At 70.0% G+C, this 16429-nt stretch carries 14 protein-coding genes and 1 riboswitch; of the genes, 8 read left to right on the top strand and 6 right to left on the bottom strand.

The genetic code is table 11. The features are described from left to right. The 3 genes from ACVCAG_RS37840 to mgrA form a co-directional block, all read left to right on the top strand. On the top strand, positions 1-205 hold a 205-nt coding region (locus ACVCAG_RS37840; RefSeq protein ID WP_440087804.1), incomplete at its 5' end, for a hypothetical protein. 451 nt (positions 206-656) lie between these two features. Then, positions 657-2717, top strand: coding sequence for a S9 family peptidase (locus tag ACVCAG_RS37835; protein WP_447191299.1), 2061 nt, complete (start codon positions 657-659; stop codon positions 2715-2717). Beyond that, a complete protein-coding gene (mgrA, locus tag ACVCAG_RS37830) occupies positions 2714-3742 on the top strand; it encodes an L-glyceraldehyde 3-phosphate reductase (RefSeq protein WP_440087802.1) in 1029 nt (342 codons plus the stop codon). Before ACVCAG_RS37835 ends, mgrA begins: the two co-directional genes overlap by 4 nt. A 123-nt stretch (positions 3743-3865) precedes the next feature. Here the strand turns inward: mgrA and ACVCAG_RS37825 are convergent, their stop codons facing one another. Next, positions 3866-6292 (bottom strand): flippase-like domain-containing protein, encoded by a 2427-nt coding sequence (locus ACVCAG_RS37825; RefSeq protein ID WP_440087801.1) that lies wholly within the window; start codon positions 6290-6292, stop codon positions 3866-3868. Between the two features lie 73 nt (positions 6293-6365). Here ACVCAG_RS37825 and ACVCAG_RS37820 point away from each other — a divergent pair, with 73 nt between their 5' ends. The 3 genes from ACVCAG_RS37820 (at position 6366) to ACVCAG_RS37810 (ending at position 10855) form a co-directional block, all read left to right on the top strand. Beyond that, the gene (locus tag ACVCAG_RS37820; RefSeq protein ID WP_440087800.1) at positions 6366-6803 is read left to right on the top strand and encodes an RpiB/LacA/LacB family sugar-phosphate isomerase; all 438 of its coding nucleotides are present in this window, start codon (positions 6366-6368) and stop codon (positions 6801-6803) included. A gap of 58 nt (positions 6804-6861) precedes the next feature. Further along, on the top strand, positions 6862-8664 hold the full coding sequence (locus ACVCAG_RS37815) for a M28 family metallopeptidase (RefSeq protein WP_447191298.1): 1803 nt from the start codon (positions 6862-6864) through the stop codon (positions 8662-8664). A gap of 175 nt (positions 8665-8839) precedes the next feature. After that, a complete protein-coding gene (locus ACVCAG_RS37810) occupies positions 8840-10855 on the top strand; it encodes a molybdopterin-containing oxidoreductase family protein (RefSeq protein ID WP_447191297.1) in 2016 nt (671 codons plus the stop codon). Between the two features lie 70 nt (positions 10856-10925). Here ACVCAG_RS37810 and ACVCAG_RS37805 read toward each other — a convergent pair whose 3' ends face one another. Continuing rightward, positions 10926-11375: an N-acetyltransferase family protein gene (locus tag ACVCAG_RS37805; protein ID WP_447191296.1), complete on the bottom strand. Its 450-nt coding sequence runs from the start codon at positions 11373-11375 to the stop codon at positions 10926-10928. Positions 11376-11385: 10 nt separating this feature from the next. Then, a complete protein-coding gene (locus tag ACVCAG_RS37800) occupies positions 11386-11772 on the bottom strand; it encodes a pyrophosphohydrolase domain-containing protein (RefSeq protein WP_447191295.1) in 387 nt (128 codons plus the stop codon). Between the two features lie 254 nt (positions 11773-12026). Between ACVCAG_RS37800 and ACVCAG_RS37795 the strand changes: the two genes are divergently transcribed. Further along, a complete protein-coding gene (locus ACVCAG_RS37795; RefSeq protein WP_440087795.1) occupies positions 12027-12491 on the top strand; it encodes a hypothetical protein in 465 nt (154 codons plus the stop codon). 146 nt (positions 12492-12637) lie between these two features. Here ACVCAG_RS37795 and ACVCAG_RS37790 read toward each other — a convergent pair whose 3' ends face one another. The 3 genes from ACVCAG_RS37790 to ACVCAG_RS37780 form a co-directional block, all read right to left on the bottom strand. Next, entirely contained in the window at positions 12638-13009 is a 372-nt protein-coding gene (locus tag ACVCAG_RS37790; protein WP_440087794.1) for a VOC family protein, read from the bottom strand. Between the two features lie 121 nt (positions 13010-13130). Beyond that, a complete protein-coding gene (locus ACVCAG_RS37785; protein WP_440087793.1) occupies positions 13131-13454 on the bottom strand; it encodes an SMR family transporter in 324 nt (107 codons plus the stop codon). Positions 13455-13473: 19 nt separating this feature from the next. Next, a riboswitch (guanidine-III (ykkC-III) riboswitch) is annotated at positions 13474-13539 on the bottom strand. A gap of 20 nt (positions 13540-13559) precedes the next feature. Then, on the bottom strand, positions 13560-14345 hold the full coding sequence (locus tag ACVCAG_RS37780; protein ID WP_440087792.1) for a methyltransferase domain-containing protein: 786 nt from the start codon (positions 14343-14345) through the stop codon (positions 13560-13562). A 180-nt stretch (positions 14346-14525) separates the two neighbouring features. Here ACVCAG_RS37780 and ACVCAG_RS37775 point away from each other — a divergent pair, with 180 nt between their 5' ends. Further along, complete coding sequence (locus tag ACVCAG_RS37775) at positions 14526-16355, top strand: acyl-CoA dehydrogenase (RefSeq protein ID WP_447191294.1); 1830 nt, start codon at positions 14526-14528, stop codon at positions 16353-16355. The last annotated feature ends 74 nt before the right edge of the window (positions 16356-16429 follow it).

Raw genomic sequence — 16429 nt, 5'->3', positions numbered from 1 at the left:
GCTTCATGCACTGGCTTTTAACACACTGTTGAGTTCTCAAGAAACGGACGCGTACACCATCACCCTGACCCGACCAACCGGTCCGGCAGAACTCCGGGGCGTTCGTTCTGTTTTATTCTGTTCTTTCGTTGTGCCTTTATTCTTTCAGGTCCGCTTTTTCGTGTCAAACCGGCTTGTTTTGATCCGGTTGATTCGATCTGGCTGACCCTGCTGGAATTCCGGCGGCTCTGTTTCCAGAGCAACCCCTCTAACTTACCAGCCCTTGAGCGGCTCTGCGAACCGATCTTCGAGACCGTTGGTTTCAAAGGGGTTGTCGGAAAACACGACACAAGCCATACGGAAGTCACCGAAGTGATTGGAGTGGTTTGCGCCGGACCTTGCCGACGTCAAAAGATTAGCAGCCCCCGAAGACCGCTCGAGACGTAACGGCGAACCCCGCGGACGGGAAGCGGGAGGTGGGAAGCAGAAGGTGCCCCGGTCCGCGAGCGAAGCGAGCCGAACCGCCCAACCGTCCGATCCCACCGAGCCGGCCGAGCCGGGCAAGCGAGCGAACCGAACCGGCCGAAGCAACCGAGGCCGGCGGGCCGAACGAGCCGACCGCACCGGCCGAGCGGGTGGATCCGAACAGGCACCGGCGGAAACATAGACTCGGCGGAGTGAGCAGCCAGACGCCGCCGACGGCGAAGAAGGTTCCCAGCGAGCGCGTGCACCACGGGGACACCGTGGTCGATGACTACGCGTGGCTGACGGTCAAGGACGACCCGGATGTGGTGGCCTACCTGGAGGCGGAGAACGCCTACACGCAGGAGGCGACCGCCCACCTCAAGCCCCTGCAGGAGACGCTCTTCCAGGAGATCAAGGGACGCACCCTGGAGACCGATCTCTCGGTCCCCACCCGCAAGGGCGACTGGTGGTACTACTCGCGGACGGAGGAGGGCAAGCAGTACGGCCTCCAGTGCCGGGTGGCGGCGAACGGCGAGACGCCGCCCGAGGTGAAGGCCGGGGAGTCGCTTCCCGGCGAGGAGGTCCTGCTCGACGGCAACGAGCTCGCCGGAGACTCCGACTTCTTCTCGATCGGTACCAGCTCGGTCAGCCCCGACGGCACCCTGCTGGCCTACTCCACCGACTTCACCGGCGACGAGCGCTTCACCCTGAAGGTGAAGAACCTCGCCACCGGCGAGACCCTCCCCGACGAGATTCCCGGCATCTTCTACGGCGGCGCCTGGTCCGCCGACGGCACGACGTTCTTCTACACGACGGTCGACGAGGCCTGGCGGCCCAACCAGGTCCACCGGCACACGATCGGGAGCCCGGCCGAGGACGACGTGCTCGTGCACGAGGAGTCCGACGAGCGGTTCTGGGTCGGCGTCGGGCTCAGCCGCAGCGAGCGCTACCTGGTCCTCTCCGCCGGAAGCAAGATCACCAGCGAGGTGCGCGTCCTGGAGGCCGACGACCCCACCGGCGAGTTCCGGGTCGTCAGACCCAGGGAGACCGGTGTCGAGTACGGCGTCGACCACGCGGGTGACCACTTCCTGATCCTGCACAACCGGAACGCGGAGAACTTCGAGCTCGCCACCGCGCCCCTCGACGACCCCGGCAGCTGGACGCCGATCATCGAGCACCGCGCCGACACCCGGCTGCTCGACATCGACGCCTTCGAGGGCCACACCGTCGTGCACTTCCGCAGGGACGGCCTCACCGGCATCCGCATCCTGCCCCGCGACGGGGAGGCGTACGAGATCTCCTTCCCCGAGCCGATCTACGACGTGGCCCCGTCGGGCAACCCGGAGTTCGTCACCGGACGGCTGCGGCTCGGCTACACCAGCATGATCACTCCGCCGTCGGTCTACGACTACGACCTCGGCGCGGGCGAGCTGATCCTGCTGAAGCAGAAGGTGGTGCTGGGCGGTTACGACCCGGCCGACTACGAGCAGTTCCGCGAGTGGGCGACCGCCTCGGACGGCACCCGCGTGCCGATCTCGATCGTGGTCAAGAAGGGCACGGAGCGGCCCGCCCCCACCGTGCTGTACGGCTACGGAAGCTACGAGACCTCGATCGACCCGTCGTTCTCCATCGCGAGGCTCAGCCTGCTCGACCGGGGTTTCGTGTTCGCCGTCGCGCACGTCAGGGGTGGCGGTGAGATGGGTCGCCGCTGGTACGAGGAGGGCAAGTTCCAGCGGAAGAAGAACACCTTCACCGACTTCGTCGCCGCCGCCGAGCACCTCTCCGCCGCGAACTGGTCGAGCGCGATCGTCGCCAGGGGCGGGTCGGCGGGCGGGCTGCTGATGGGCGCGGTCGCCAACCTCGCGCCGGAGACCTTCGCGGGCGTGGTCGCGGAGGTGCCGTTCGTGGACGCGCTGAACACGATCCTCGACCCGTCGCTGCCGCTGACCGTGATCGAATGGGACGAGTGGGGCGATCCGCTGCACGATCCCGAGGTGTACGCGTACATGAAGTCGTACACGCCCTACGAGAACGTGGACGGCCGGGTCTACCCGCCGATTCTGGCGATCACCAGCCTCAACGACACGAGGGTTTTCTACCACGAGCCCGCCAAGTGGATCGCGAAGCTCCGCGACGTCGCGCGCGGCGGGCCTTTCCTGCTCAAGACGGAGATGGGCGCCGGACACGGCGGCCGCAGCGGCAGGTACGACTCCTGGCGCGAAGAGGCCTTCACCCTCTCCTGGATTCTCGACACTACAAAGGTGGCTCAGTGACATATATCGCGGCGAACGACAGGTACGACGATCGTCAGCCGTACAACCGGGTCGGCAAGAGCGGGCTCAAGCTGCCCGCCGTCTCCCTGGGGCTCTGGCACAACTTCGGTGACGACAAGCCCTTCGAGGTCCAGCGGGACATCCTCAGGAGGGCCTTCGACCTGGGGGTGACCCACTTCGACCTGGCCAACAACTACGGCCCGCCGCCCGGGACCGCGGAGACCAACTTCGGACGGCATTTCCGCGAGGACTTCGCGCCGTACCGGGACGAGCTGGTCATCTCCACCAAGGCGGGCTACGACATGTGGCCGGGCCCGTACGGCGAGTGGGGGTCGCGCAAGTACCTGCTGTCCAGCCTGGACCGGTCTCTGGAGCGGATGGGGATCGACTACGTCGACATCTTCTACAGCCACCGGTTCGACCCGGACACCCCGCTCGAGGAGACGATGGGCGCGCTGGACCACGCGGTCCGGTCGGGCAAGGCGCTGTACGCGGGCATCTCGTCCTACTCGCCCGAGCACACCAAGGAGGCCGCGCGGATCCTGCGGGAGATGGGTACCCCGCTGCTGATCCACCAGCCTTCGTACTCGATGTTGAACCGGTGGATCGAGGGCGGGCTGCTCGACGTCCTGGAGGAGGAGGGCGCGGGCTGCATCGCGTTCTCGCCGCTGGCGCAGGGCATGCTGACCGATCGGTACCTGAACGGGATCCCGGAGGGGTCGCGGGCCTCGCAGGGGCGTTTCCTCACCCCGGACATGCTCACCGACGAGACGATGCGGCACATCCGCACCCTGAACGAGATCGCGGGCCGGCGCGGCCAGTCGCTGGCGCAGATGGCACTGGCCTGGGCGCTGCGCGACAGGCGCGTCACCTCGGTGCTGATCGGCGCGAGCAGCGTCGCGCAGCTGGAGAACAGCCTCGCGGCGGTGGAGAAGCCCTCGTTCGACGCCGAGGAGCTGGAGGCGATCGACAAGGACGCGGTCGACGCGGGCATCAACATCTGGGCCAGGTCCAGCGAGGCCTGATCTCCCCGCCCATCCGCTCTCACGGACGGAGGCCGCCGGTCCAGGTGACCGGCGGCCTCCGTCCGTGAAAGGCCCGGGAAAACGCGAGAAGACGAGCCGAAGCCGGGCGGGAGCCGGACGGGGTCAGAGCGCCTCGTGCCTCTGCAGGTACGTGAACGAGGCCCAGCCCGGCAGGACCGGCAGCCAGAAGGTCAGCAGCCGGAACAGCAGCACGGCCGAGGCCGCCACCTCACGCGGCACGCCCGCCAGGGTGAGCCCGGCCGTGAGGGAGACCTCGACGGCGCCGAGCCCGCCGGGGGTCGGGGCGGCCGAGCCGATGGCGTTTCCCGCGAGGAAGACGATGGCGACGGCGGCGAAGTTGATGGAGCCGCCGAAGGCGCGGACACAGGCGTCCAGGCAGACCACGAAGAACAGGGTGAGCATCAGGGTGCCGCCGAAGCCCTCGACGATCTTCCGGGGTGACTGGAGGATGTCGAGCAGGCGCGGCATGACGCCGGAGAACAGCGGGCGGAGCCGCGAGATGATCATGCGGCGCAGGCGTGGCACGCTCACGACGACCAGGATCAGCACGGCCACGGCGAGCAGCGTGATCACGAGGGTGCGCGACGGGGTGAACGACGAGGCGGTGTTGGAACCGGTGATGTAGGCGAACAGCAGCAGCAGGGCGACGTGGCAGGCCAGCCCGATGAGCTGGGAGGCGCCCACGCTGGCCACCGCCTGGCCCGGGGGGATGCCGCGTTTCTGCAGGTAACGGGTGTTGACCGCGACCCCGCTCACCGCGGCGGGCGCGACGAGCTTGACGAACGACCCGGCGAACTGCGCGAGCACCGTACGGCCGAGGGGCAGCTTCTCCGGCACGAACCCCATCAGCATGAGGGCGGCGGCGACGTAGCTCAGCATCGCGGCGACCAGCGCCACCCCGGTCCAGCTCCACTTGGCCGACGTGATCATGTTGAGGTTGATCTGGGTCAGGTAGTAGACCAGGAAGTACGCGGCGAACGCGGTGCCGATGATGGTGATCAGGGTCCGGGGACGGAAGCGCTCCAGGCGCACCTCCTCGGCCTCGGTCCTCGGCTTGAGCTCGACGATCCGATCGCGGATCTCGGTGAGCAGTTCCTTGTTCCTGGTGAGCGCGGCCCTGGTCTCCCGGGTCAGCGCGATCCGCTGGAGCAGGGGAAGCGCGTCGGCGAGCACGCCGGACCCGGCCACGGCCGCGGCGGCGGCGACCGCCCGCTCGGCACCGACGCGCAGGCTGAGGTAGGTGAGCAGCTGGGCGATGTCGAGACGGAGCAGCAGGTCACCGGCGGCGATCTCACCGCTGCGGGCGTCCATCAGGATGACCCGGCCCTCGCCGTCGACGTGGATGCTGTCACCGGTCAGCCGCCGGTGGGCGAGCCGCTGGACCTGCAGCAACAGGACCTGCTCCCAGATCTGGGCGAGCAGGTTGTCGTCGATCTCGTTGTCGGGGATGCTGTCGAGCGCGCGGGTGGGGGTGTGCTCGTAGGCGAGCAGCGCGGCCTCGGTGCCGATCTCGCTGGTGCCGACGAGCCTGGGGGTGCTCGCTCCGGCCGCCTGCGCGGCGTACGCCATCAGGGCCTCGCGCTCCAGCTCGGCGCGGAGCGAGCGGATGGCCTTGCGGCGGGTCTCGGAGTTGAGGCGGATGCGCCGCCAGAGGCGGTAGAGCACCCCGGCGACCTGGCGGTCACGGTCGAGGACGGTGACGTCGAGGCGGCTGCCGTCCTTGAGGTCGACGGCGTAGCGGCGGCTGCTCTGGTGGTCGTCGTCGAGCCTGCGGGCCTTGACGGGGACGAAGCCCAGCTTGCGGAGCGCCGCGACGACCGCGCTGCCCGGCGGGCGGGTGTTGGGGCTGCCCACGCCGTACAGGGTGGCGTAGCCGACGGCCAGCCCGACCAGGATGGAGACGACGATGCCGAGGATGGTGGCGGCGAGCCCGGCGAACAGGGCGACGGCGTTGAGCGCGACCGCGCTCCACAGGGCCGCCCGCCAGGTGGGGCGGCGGGATATCCGCACCGCGGTGACGTAGGCGATGATCGGGGTGAGCAGGGTGTTGATCGGCTCGACCCCGGCCCGCCCGCCGGTCAGCAGGACCCGCAGGTCCTCGGGGCCGGCGCTGAGGATCCACTCGCCGAGAGCGAAGGAGAACACCATCGCGGCGATGGCCGCGAAGAGTCCCTCGGCCACCCGGAGGCCGTCGCGGTGGAGCACCCGCTCGATGGCGAAGGCGACGGGCACGCCGAGCATGGCCGAGGCGCTCAGCACCCCGGCCAGGCCGCTGAGCAGGAACGGCGCCCGGCTGGTGCCGTCGGCGACATCGCCCTCCAGGCCGTTCAGGGTCTTCTGCGCGACGAAGGCGAGCATGACCACGGCCACGAGCGCGAGCAGGGTCGCCAGGAACCGCAACAGGTCGGAGGGGCGGCGGATCCGCTGCGGGAGCAGCGGTTCGACGACGTGCACGGTGAGATCGTCGCCCGTCGTCGGCCCTGTGCCGTCGACGGACGTCGTTTCGTCCAGTTCCCCGATTTTCGTCACCGCCTGCGATTCTGCACGTTCCGCATTACAGGTGCGTCACCGATCTTCTCCTTGAGTGTCCACAATCAGAGTCATGCGTATCTCAGTGGCCTCCGACAGTCTTGACGGTGTGGCTTCCATCTTGGTCTCCGCGATCGAAAAAAGAGGCCACACGGTGATACCTCGTGGTGCTTTGGCCGAGGAACGGGCCGACTGGGCGTGGTGCTGCGCGCGTGCCGCCGGGGACGTGGCCTCGGGGGCCGCCGATCAGGCGATCGTGTGCTGCTGGACCGGGACGGGCGCGTCGATCGCGGCGAACAAGGTGCCCGGGGTGCGGGCGGCGCTGTGCGCGGACGCGGCCACGGCGGACGGGGCACGTCGCTGGAACGACGCCAACGTGCTGGCGATCAGCCTCCGATTGACCTCCGCCCCGCTGCTCGGGGAGATCCTGGACGCCTGGTTCGCGGGGAGCCCCAGCCTCGACGAGGGGGACCGGGCGAACATAGCGTACCTGTCCGAGATGGAGAATTGACTGTTCTACCTGCGGGAACAATCGATTTGATGGGTGACGGCCTGAAAAACTGACCATCATGTTCCGTCACCCGTCCGCGTCCCTTCGAGCCGCGCCCGAGGGCCGGGAAGCCCCTTCCGTCGCTCCGAGGAAGTTGCTGGCCGCGATCACCATGGCCTCGGTCATGTCCCTGGCCGTCGTGTCCGCCGTGTCCACCCCCCCGGCCGGCGCGACACCCGCACCCGGGGGTGGCGCGGCACCCGTTCCCGGAGGGCGCGACCCCGGGCAGGCCGGCGCGACGCCCGCCCCCGGAGAAAGCGACTCCGGACCGCCGGCCGAGAACCCTCTCCCCGCGGGCGCGGAGGCGTTCGGGGCCTCGGTCAAGCTCGCGTCCCTCAAGGGGCACCTGGAGAGGCTCCAGAAGATCGCCGACGCCAACGGCGGCACCCGGGCGGCGGCCACACCGGGCTACGACGCCTCGCTCGCCTACGTCGCCGGCAGGCTCCGTGCCGCCGGATACCAGGTCACCTCGCAGGAGTTCAAGATCTCCTTCTTCCGCGAGGTCACGGCCCCCGTGCTCAAACGGATCCGGCCCGCGGCCAAGACGTACGTGCCCGGTACCGACTTCAGGACCATGACGTACTCCGGCTCGGGAGACGCGACGGCCCCGGTGCAGGGGATCGACCTGGTCCTGCCGCCGAAGCAGGGGGTGGAATCCACCTCGGGGTGCGAGGCGAGCGACTTCTCCACATTCGTCCGGGGCAACATCGCGCTGGTCCAGCGCGGCACCTGCAGCTTCCAGACCAAGGCGGAGCAGGCCCAGGCCGCCGGCGCGTCCGGCTTGATCATCTTCAACGAGGGTCAGGCGGGCAAGGGGAACGCCGACCGCCGGGCCCTGTTCGGCGGCTCGGTCAACACCTCCACCATGCGCATCCCGGTCGTCAGCACCGGCTTCGCGACCGGTGAGGAACTGGCCGCGCCGGGAACGAAGGCGACGCTCGTCGTGGACGCCGAGAGCGCTCCCGACCGCAGGACGCGCAACCTCATCGCCGAGAGCCGCTGGGGTGACCCGGACAGGATCGTCATGCTCGGCGCCCACCTGGACAGCGTCATGATGGGCCCCGGCATCAACGACAACGGCTCGGGCACCGCGGGCATCCTGGAGACGGCGCTGGCGGCGAAGTCGCTGCGGACGAAGAACAGGCTGCGCTTCGCCTTCTGGGGCGCCGAGGAACTGGGCCTGCTCGGTTCGAAGCACTACGTGGCCGCCCTGCCCCCGAGGGAGCGGGCGAAGATCAAGCTCTACCTGAACTTCGACATGATCGCCTCACCGAACCACGTTTTCGGGATCTACGACGGCGACTCGTCCGGCGCGGTCGCCGGCGCGACTCCGCCCCCCGGATCGGGCCCGATCGAAAAGCTCTTCCAGGCGTACTTCGAGGCGGTGGGCGAGCCGTACCAGGACGCCGAGTTCAGCGGCCGCTCCGACTACGGCCCCTTCATCGCGATCGGCGTCCCCTCGGGCGGGCTGTTCACCGGCGCCGAGCGCCTCAAGACCGCCGAGGAGGCCGAGAAGTTCGGCGGCAGCGCCGGGGTGGCGTACGACAAGTGCTACCACCAGGCGTGCGACACCATCGCCAACATCAACGACAAGGCGCTGGAAGTGAACGCCGGCGCGATCGCGGCGGCGGCGTTCGTCTACGGGTACGCCCGCGACCTTCCCGGTCCCGGCACTCTCGGGGCTCCCAGCGGCTCCGGTGCCTCCGAGGGGCCCGGCAAGGGTGCCGTCGCACCCGGCACGCCGGACACCGCCGGGCCGGGAACCGGCGCGGGCGGCCTGGAGTCCGGCCACGACCACGAGCACGGCGGCCTTCTCAGGTGAGGCGCCTTCCCCGATGACACCGGAGCCGCGCGGCGCATCGCGTGGCGAGAGCCGGACGGTGCGCGGCGGGCGCGCCGCCGGGAGGACCTGAGGGGCCGGCGCCGGAAGGGGGCGGCGGGGGCCTGAAGGGGAACGCGCGTGCGTTCCGGCCTGGGGGCGCGGCTACAGTCGGGGCATGTCGTCAGGCGAATTGCGAGTGCTGGGGGCGTGCCCGCTGGACTGCCCCGACACCTGCTCCTGGGTGGTGACCGTCCAGGACGGCAGCGCCGTCAAGATGCGCGGCAACCCGGACCATCCGTACACCCGGGGCGCGCTCTGCGTGAAGGTCAACCGCTACCTGGAGCACACCCGGGCGGCCGACCGCATCCTGCACCCGATGCGGCGGGTCGGCCCCAAGGGGTCCGGCCGGTTCGAGCGGATCAGCTGGGACGAGGCCCTGGAGGAGATCTCCGTACGGCTGCGGGGCATCGTCGACGAGTACGGCGGCGAGGCGATCTGGCCCTATCTGGGCACCGGCACGCTGGGATACGTCCAGGGGTCGGAGGGGATCGCCGGGAGGCGGTTCTGGAACGTCCTGGGGGCGTCGAGGCACTTCCTGAACATCTGCTCCTCGGCCGGGAACTCCGGGCTGCGGCAGGTCTACGGCACGCCGGGTGGCATGGACCCCGAGACGTTCGCCCTGTCCAGGCTCATCCTGCTGTGGGGGACGAACACGCTGACGTCCGGGCACCACCTGTGGAAGTTCATCCAGGACGCCCGCGCGGCCGGGGCGCACGTGGTGGCGATCGACCCGATCCGCACCCGCACCGCCGAGCAGGCCGACGAGCACCTGCCGATCCGGCCCGGCACGGACGCGGCCCTCGCCCTGGGGCTGATGAACGTCGTCCTCGCCGAGGGCGCCGAGGACCGCGACTACCTGGAGAACCACACGAGCGGCTGGGAGCACCTCCGCGAGGAGATCCTGCGCCACCCCCCGGCGCGCGTGGCGGAGATCACCGGATTGCCCGAGGCCGACATCCGGGCCCTGGGGACACGCCTGGCGCGTACGCGGCCCACCGGCATCCGGGCCACCATGGGCGTGCAGCGGCACGCGGGCGGCGGCACCGCGATGCGGACGATCGCCTCCATCCCCGGCGTGACGGGCGACTGGCGCCATCCGGGCGGCGGGATCGTGTACTCCACCAGCGGGCACGTCCACCTGAACATCGACACCCGCGACGATCTGCTCCCCGGGCCGGTCCGCACGCTGACCATGACGCGGCTGGCCGACGAACTGGACGAGTCGGTCAAGTGCCTGTGGGTGTACGCGGCGAACCCGATGGGGTCCACCTCCGGCCAGAACCGGGTCCGCGAGAGGCTGCTGCGCGAGGACCTGTTCACCGTCGTGATGGAGCAGTTCCCGACCGACACCGTCGACTACGCCGACATCGTCCTTCCCGCCACCATGCAGATCGAGCACGCCGACCTGCACGCGGGCTACGGGCACATGTACCTGATGTGGAACGAGCCCGCCGTCGAGCCGCCGGGCGAGTGCCTGTCCACCACCGAGACGTTCCGCCGCCTGGCGCGGCACATGGGGCTCACCGAGCCGTCCCTGTACGACTCCGACCTGGAACTGGCCGAGGAACTGCTCACCTCGGGGCATCCCTCCCTGGAGGGGATCACGCTCGACCGGCTGCGCAAGGAGGGCTGGGTCCGTCTCAGCGTCCCCCAGCCGTTCGTGCCGTTCACCGACGGCTTCCCGACGCCCTCCGGCCGGATGGAGTTCGGCTCGGGACCGGCCTACGTCCCGTCGCACACGGCCTCGGCCGCTCCCGGACCGTACCCGCTGGCGCTCATCACGCCCGCCTCCCACACCTTCCTGAACACCACCTTCGGCAACAACCCCGAGCTGCTGAAGCGCTCGAAGGGCCCGCGGATCCTGGTCAACCCCGAGGACGCCTCGCGAAGGGGGCTGAGCGAGGGGCAGCGGGCCCGGGTGTTCAACGACGACGGCGAGTTCGAGGCCGTGGTGGAGATCAGCGAGAGGGTACGGCCCGGCGTGGTCGCGTCCACCAAGGGGCACTGGCGCAAGCTCAGCCCGGGGGGCGCGACGGCGAACGCCGTGGTGGCCGCCCGCGACGCCGACCTGGGCCGCGGCGCCGTCTACCACGACAACCTGGTCGAGCTCGCCCCCTGCGCCACCGAGTGACCGGCGAACCCCAGCGGGGAGGTCCGGTCCTCGCGAACCCTTGGCATGTCGCCGCGGACCCACCCGACGATCAGGTCAGCGCGAGCTTGTACCCCTCGTGGGACGCGACGAAGCCGAGGGAGTCGTAGAAGCGGTGGGCGTCCGCGCGGGACTTGTCCGTGGTCAGCTGGACCAGGGCGCATCCCCGGGCCCGCCCGCGGTCGAGGGCCCACTCCATCATCGTGCGGCCCAGCCCCCGCCCTCGCAGGCCGGAGGCGATCCGCACCGCCTCGATCTGCATCCGGAGCGCGCCACGACGGGAGATGCCGGGGATGTAGGTGAGCTGCATGGTGCCCACCACCTCGCCGCCCAGCTCCGCGACGATCAGCTCGTTGCCGGGGTCGGCGTCGACGGCCTCGAAGGCGGCGCGGTGCTCGTCGCCGAAGGCCCCCTGGCGCGAGGCCGCGACGGCGTCGTCGGCGAGCATGGCCACGATGAGCGGGACGTCCTCGGCACGGGCGATACGGAATTCCACCGGCATGACGGCCAACCTATCCGGTCTGTCCGGAACCGCTGATTCCCCCCGCCAGCACCCCGGCCACGTCGGCGGGCGTGAACCCCGGCCCCTTGGCGGCCTTGCCGTTCTCGGTGCCGGACTTCGTCATGTTGGCCCGGTGCACCTCGGCGAGCACCCGGTCCAGGTCGATCCCGTACGTCAGGGCGGTGCCGTACGCGACGTAGACCACGTCGGCCAGCTCGTGCGCGACACCGGCCAGATCGCCCGCCTCGGCGGCCTGTGCCACCTCGGCCACCTCCTCGTCGAGGAACCTCTGCCGCAGGCGGGCCAGCTCCACGGAGGGCAGGCCGGGGGCGTCGGAGAGGGGAAGCCCGATCTTCTCGTGAAACTCTCGGACCAGGCGCGCCGGTGATTCGTCCATGCACGTCAGCGTAGGCCTTGTCCCCACCCGGAAAGACGGCGCGAACGACCGCGAGCACCGAAGACCTTCCAACCCACATCACGCCGCGAGCTGCCCGGGCCTCGCCCTCGGGAGGCGTCGGGAGGCGTCGGGAGGCGTCGTCGGGAGGCGTCTCTCACCACCGGCGCGAACAGCGTCCCCGATGTGGCGACTCCGGGGACAGTCAGGGTCGCTCCCCGATGTGGGCAAGGGGGCGCGGGAGGCACTCTGGTGCCATGAACGACGAACTGACTCGACGTGACGAGATGTCCCTCGCCGGAGCGGCGCTGCGCGGTGCTCCCTGGAAGGCCGCGGCGGTGACCGGCGGCGCGGTGGCGGCCACCAGTCTGGGGCTGGGCCTGCTTTCCGGAAGCCTGGATCTTGCGTGGGCGACGATGGTCGGTATCGGCCTGTTCTCGCTCGTCGCGGCCATCGGCTCGATCAGCAAGCCCACCATCGGCGACCGGGTGACACGGCAGGCCCGGCTCTGGGCGCTGCGCCACCCCTGGAGGTTCTCCCTCTATCCCGCGCTCGGCTCGGCGATCCTGCTGTATCCGGTGCAGCTCGTCCTCGACAACGAGGGCGTCCTCGGGGCGGCACTGGACGCGCTGCAGGGGGGTGTCGTGATCTACCTGATCACGGCGATCGTGGCCCTCGCCCTCAAGGGACGCGGCCAGACCTCGCTTCCCGGCGGCCACTGAACCTCGCGGCCCGGTGGCCACCGAACCTCGCGGCCCGGCTGGGCGCGGCCCTGCCAGGCCTCGGTGGCCGCCCGCTCCCACAAGACCGCCGGTCTCGCGGCCCGGCCGAGCCTTTCGGCGGACCGGGCCGGGACCGTCCGGAGACGCTAGACCCTCTCGTATTCGGCGCGGCAGACGCAGAACTCGTTGCCCTCGGGGTCGAGCATCGTGACCCAGCCGCTTCCGTCGGGATTGCGGTGGTCCTCGAAGATCGTGGCGCCGAGCGCGGCGAGGCGCTCGACCTCCTCGTCGCGGGTGGTGCCCGCCGAACCGGTGATGTCCAGGTGGACCCGGTTCTTGACCGCCTTGTCCTCGGGGACCTTGATGAACAGCAGATCGACCCGGCCGCCCTGGAGAAGGACCTCCTCGTCGTTCTTCTCCGTGTCCGGGTGGAGCTCCCCGCCGGAGGCGTCGCGCCAGAAGGTCGCCAGCTCGTACGGCTGGGCGCAGTCGAAGGTCACGCAGTGAACGTCAATCATGCCCCCCACCCAACCCGACACCACCAAAGCCGTCAAGCTGGTTTCGGGCGAGCCGTTTCGCGGTCCGCGAGGCGCTGCCGGATGTGTCCCGTACGGCCCGCCGGAACGTCCGGGCGCGCGGTCAGTGGCCGCCTCCGGCGAGGTTGAGCCCGACGACGCCCGCGATGATGAGCAGGATCGAGGCGATCTTGAGGGCCGACGCGTCCTCGCCGAGCGCGACGATGCCGAGCGCGGCGGTGCCGACGGCTCCGATGCCCGTCCAGACGGCGTAGGCCGTACCGACCTCCAGGGTTTTCAGCCCTAGGGCGAGCAGGCCGAAACTGAGCACGCTGAAGACCACGAAACCGACGCTCGGCAGCGGGGCGGAGAACCCGTCGCTCAGCTTGAGCGAGTAGGCCATCGCGACTTCGAACAGACCGGCGACCACGATGAAGACCCAGGCCATGACAGCTCCCCCTTGATCAGGAGCGTCGTCTTCGCCCACCGGGTACGGCGCGTCTCGTCCGGGAACACCTCTTCTGAGGGTCGGCTCATGGAACGCGGCCGGATCTCACTTTGATTCCCACCAGAGTGTGAACCACCGGTCGCGGGGCACCGGCCACATGTCCAGCTCGACCACCGCGGCGATCACCTCGTCGGTCCGCTCCGGTCCGAGGCAGAGCCTCCGGCAGGCGCTCTCGGCGAGGTCCTCGAGCCGGGTGAAGCGGGGCAGCGGGGCCACCCGCCACTCGTGGCGGACCTCGTGGCCGAGTCTCTCGGCGACGGCGATCACGTCGTGGGCGGTGGGCCTGCCGGGGCGGGTGATGCCGTGAAAGTGCTGCCAGAGGGGGTTGAGCCAGCTCATCGGGTGCCGTCCGGTGAGTTCCAGGACGACCCGGGCGCGGGCGTGGCGGGTGAGCTCGGCGAGGAACTCGGCCAGATCGGGCACGTCGTAGACGACGTGGGCGGAGACCGCGACGTCCGCGACCGGGGTCCGGGCCGCGACGCCGGGCCAGCGGCCGTTGACGATCCGGGCGGGGACGCCGAGCGCCGCGGCCCTGGAGGCCAGCTCGGCGAGCATGGCGTCGGAGGCGTCGACCGCGATCAGCTCCCCCAGGTCCCGGCCCAGCGGCAGGGAGGCCGCCCCGGCGCCGGCGCCGACGTCCAGCAGGCTCCCGCCGGGCGGGAGGGCCTCGGCGATCCGCGCCAGGGTCGGCCCCTCGGGAACCGCGAGGGCGAGGTCGGTGCGCTCGGCGAACCGCGCCGGGGAGTGGCCCCAGGGATTGACCGGCGCCCTGGCCGCGATCTCCTCGGGGATGCCCCACATCCCGAGGTCGGCCCGCCACTGCTCGTCCATGGGACGAGCCTAGGAGAGCTTCCCCCGCCCGTCGATCGGCCACCCTGGGGCGTCTCCGGGCAGCGTGACGAACGTCCCAGCCGAGGTTGTTTTCTAGGGGTTACTCGCGGGTAGCATTACAGGTAACGTTACTGGCGAGTATGGAAAGTTCCGGACCCCCGGTTTCAAGGAGCAGACCCCATGGGCCACTACAAGAGCAATGTCCGTGACCTGGAGTTCAACCTCTTCGAGGTCTTCGGGCGTCGGGACATCCTGGGCACCGGCCTCTACGCCGATCTGGACGAGGACGTGGTGCGGAGCGTCCTGGAGGAGGTCAACCGTCTCGCCACGGGCGTGCTCGCCGACTCCTTCGAGGAGGGTGACCGCACCCCGCCGGTGTTCGACCCCGCCACCGGGACGGTGACGATGCCGGAGGGCTTCAAGAAGTCCTTCGCCGCCTACCGCGACGCGGGCTGGACCAACCTCGGCCTTCCCACCGAGATGGGCGGTCCCGGCCTGCCGAGCAGCGTCAGCTGGGCCCTGGCCGAGCTCGTCCTCGGTTCCAACCCCGCCATCTGGATGTACTCCAGCGGCCCGGCGTTCGCCCACATCCTCCACATGATCGGCACCGAGGACCAGCGGCGCTACGCCGAGCTGGCCATCGAGAAGCAGTGGGGCGCCACCATGGTGCTCACCGAGCCGGACGCCGGCTCCGACGTCGGCGCGGGCCGCGCGAAGGCCGTCAAGCAGGACGACGGCACCTGGCACATCGAGGGCGTGAAGCGCTTCATCACCAGCGCCGAGCACGACCTGTCCGACAACATCTTCCACCTGGTGCTGGCCCGCCCCGAGGGGCACGGCGTCGGCACCAAGGGCCTGTCGATGTTCCTGGTCTCGAAGTACCAGGTGGACCTGGAGACCGGCGAGCTCGGCGAGCGCAACGGCGTCTACGTCACCAACGTCGAGAAGAAGATGGGCCTCAAGGTCTCCACGACCTGCGAGGTCACCTTCGGCGGCGAGCACCCTGCCGTGGGCACGCTGATCGGCGAGGTGCACGAGGGCATCAAGCAGATGTTCATGATCATCGAGCACGCCCGGATGATGGTCGGCTCGAAGGCGATCGCCACGCTCTCCACCGGCTACCTCAACGCCCTCGCCTACGCCAAGCAGCGGGTGCAGGGCGCCGACCTCACCCAGATGGCCGACAAGTCGGCCCCCCGCGTGACGATCACCCACCACCCGGACGTACGCCGGGAGCTGATGCTCCAGAAGTCGTACGCCGAGGGCATGCGGGCCCTGGTCATGCTCACCGCCACCTACCAGGACGACGTGCTGATCGCCGAGCACGAGGGCCGCAGGAACGAGCACGCCGAGGCGATGAACGACCTGCTGCTGCCGCTCGTCAAGGGCGTCGGCTCCGAGCGCTCGTACGAGCTGCTCGCCCGTTCGCTGCAGACCCTGGGCGGCTCCGGATACCTGCAGGACTACCCGATCGAGCAGTACATCAGGGACGCGAAGATCGACTCCCTGTACGAGGGCACCACCGCGATCCAGGGCATGGACCTGTTCTTCCGCAAGGTCCTGCGCAACCAGGGGGCCGCTCTCGGCTCGCTGTACGCCGACGTGAAGGCCTTCGCCGCCTCCGAGGCGGGCAACGGGCGGCTGAAGGAGGGGCGCAAGCTCCTGGGTGAGGCCGCGGACGACGTCAAGGCCATGGCCGACACCATGGCAGGCTGGGCACTCGGCTCGCTGGAGACCCCGCAGGAGGTCTACAAGGTCGGCCTGAACACCACCCGGTTCCTGCTCGCCCTGGGCGACGTGGTGATCGGCTGGCTGCTGCTGCGCCAGGCCGAGGTGGCCCTGGCGGCGCTGGGGTCGGCCACCGGAGGGAGCGACCACGCCTTCTACGCCGGCAAGGTCTCGGCTGCCTCGTTCTTCGCCCAGACCGTCCTGCCCCGCATCGCCGCCGAGCGCCGCACGCTCGAAGCCACCGACCAGGACCTGATGGAACTGCCGGAAGAGGCCTTCTGATCCGGCCCGGCCCGGCCTGAACCCCACTGGTTCAGGCCGGAGGACCACCTGCTCCCGCGGCAGGCACGATGAGG

The sequence above is a fragment of the Streptosporangium sp. G12 genome (assembly GCF_052983175.1).
Note: the sequence above shows the minus strand (reverse complement) of the source record. Positions and strands in the feature narration are given on the sequence as shown.

Coding starts and splice junctions, on each gene's coding strand:
- ACVCAG_RS37780 (WP_440087792.1), bottom strand. CDS start 14,345: ATGGACGAGCAGTGGCGGGCCGACCTCGGGATGTGGGGCATCCCCGAG.
- ACVCAG_RS37820 (WP_440087800.1), top strand. CDS start 6,366: ATGCGTATCTCAGTGGCCTCCGACAGTCTTGACGGTGTGGCTTCCATC.
- ACVCAG_RS37785 (WP_440087793.1), bottom strand. CDS start 13,454: ATGGCCTGGGTCTTCATCGTGGTCGCCGGTCTGTTCGAAGTCGCGATG.
- ACVCAG_RS37800 (WP_447191295.1), bottom strand. CDS start 11,772: ATGGACGAATCACCGGCGCGCCTGGTCCGAGAGTTTCACGAGAAGATC.
- ACVCAG_RS37810 (WP_447191297.1), top strand. CDS start 8,840: ATGTCGTCAGGCGAATTGCGAGTGCTGGGGGCGTGCCCGCTGGACTGC.
- ACVCAG_RS37775 (WP_447191294.1), top strand. CDS start 14,526: ATGGGCCACTACAAGAGCAATGTCCGTGACCTGGAGTTCAACCTCTTC.
- ACVCAG_RS37805 (WP_447191296.1), bottom strand. CDS start 11,375: ATGCCGGTGGAATTCCGTATCGCCCGTGCCGAGGACGTCCCGCTCATC.
- ACVCAG_RS37790 (WP_440087794.1), bottom strand. CDS start 13,009: ATGATTGACGTTCACTGCGTGACCTTCGACTGCGCCCAGCCGTACGAG.
- ACVCAG_RS37795 (WP_440087795.1), top strand. CDS start 12,027: ATGAACGACGAACTGACTCGACGTGACGAGATGTCCCTCGCCGGAGCG.
- ACVCAG_RS37815 (WP_447191298.1), top strand. CDS start 6,862: ATGTTCCGTCACCCGTCCGCGTCCCTTCGAGCCGCGCCCGAGGGCCGG.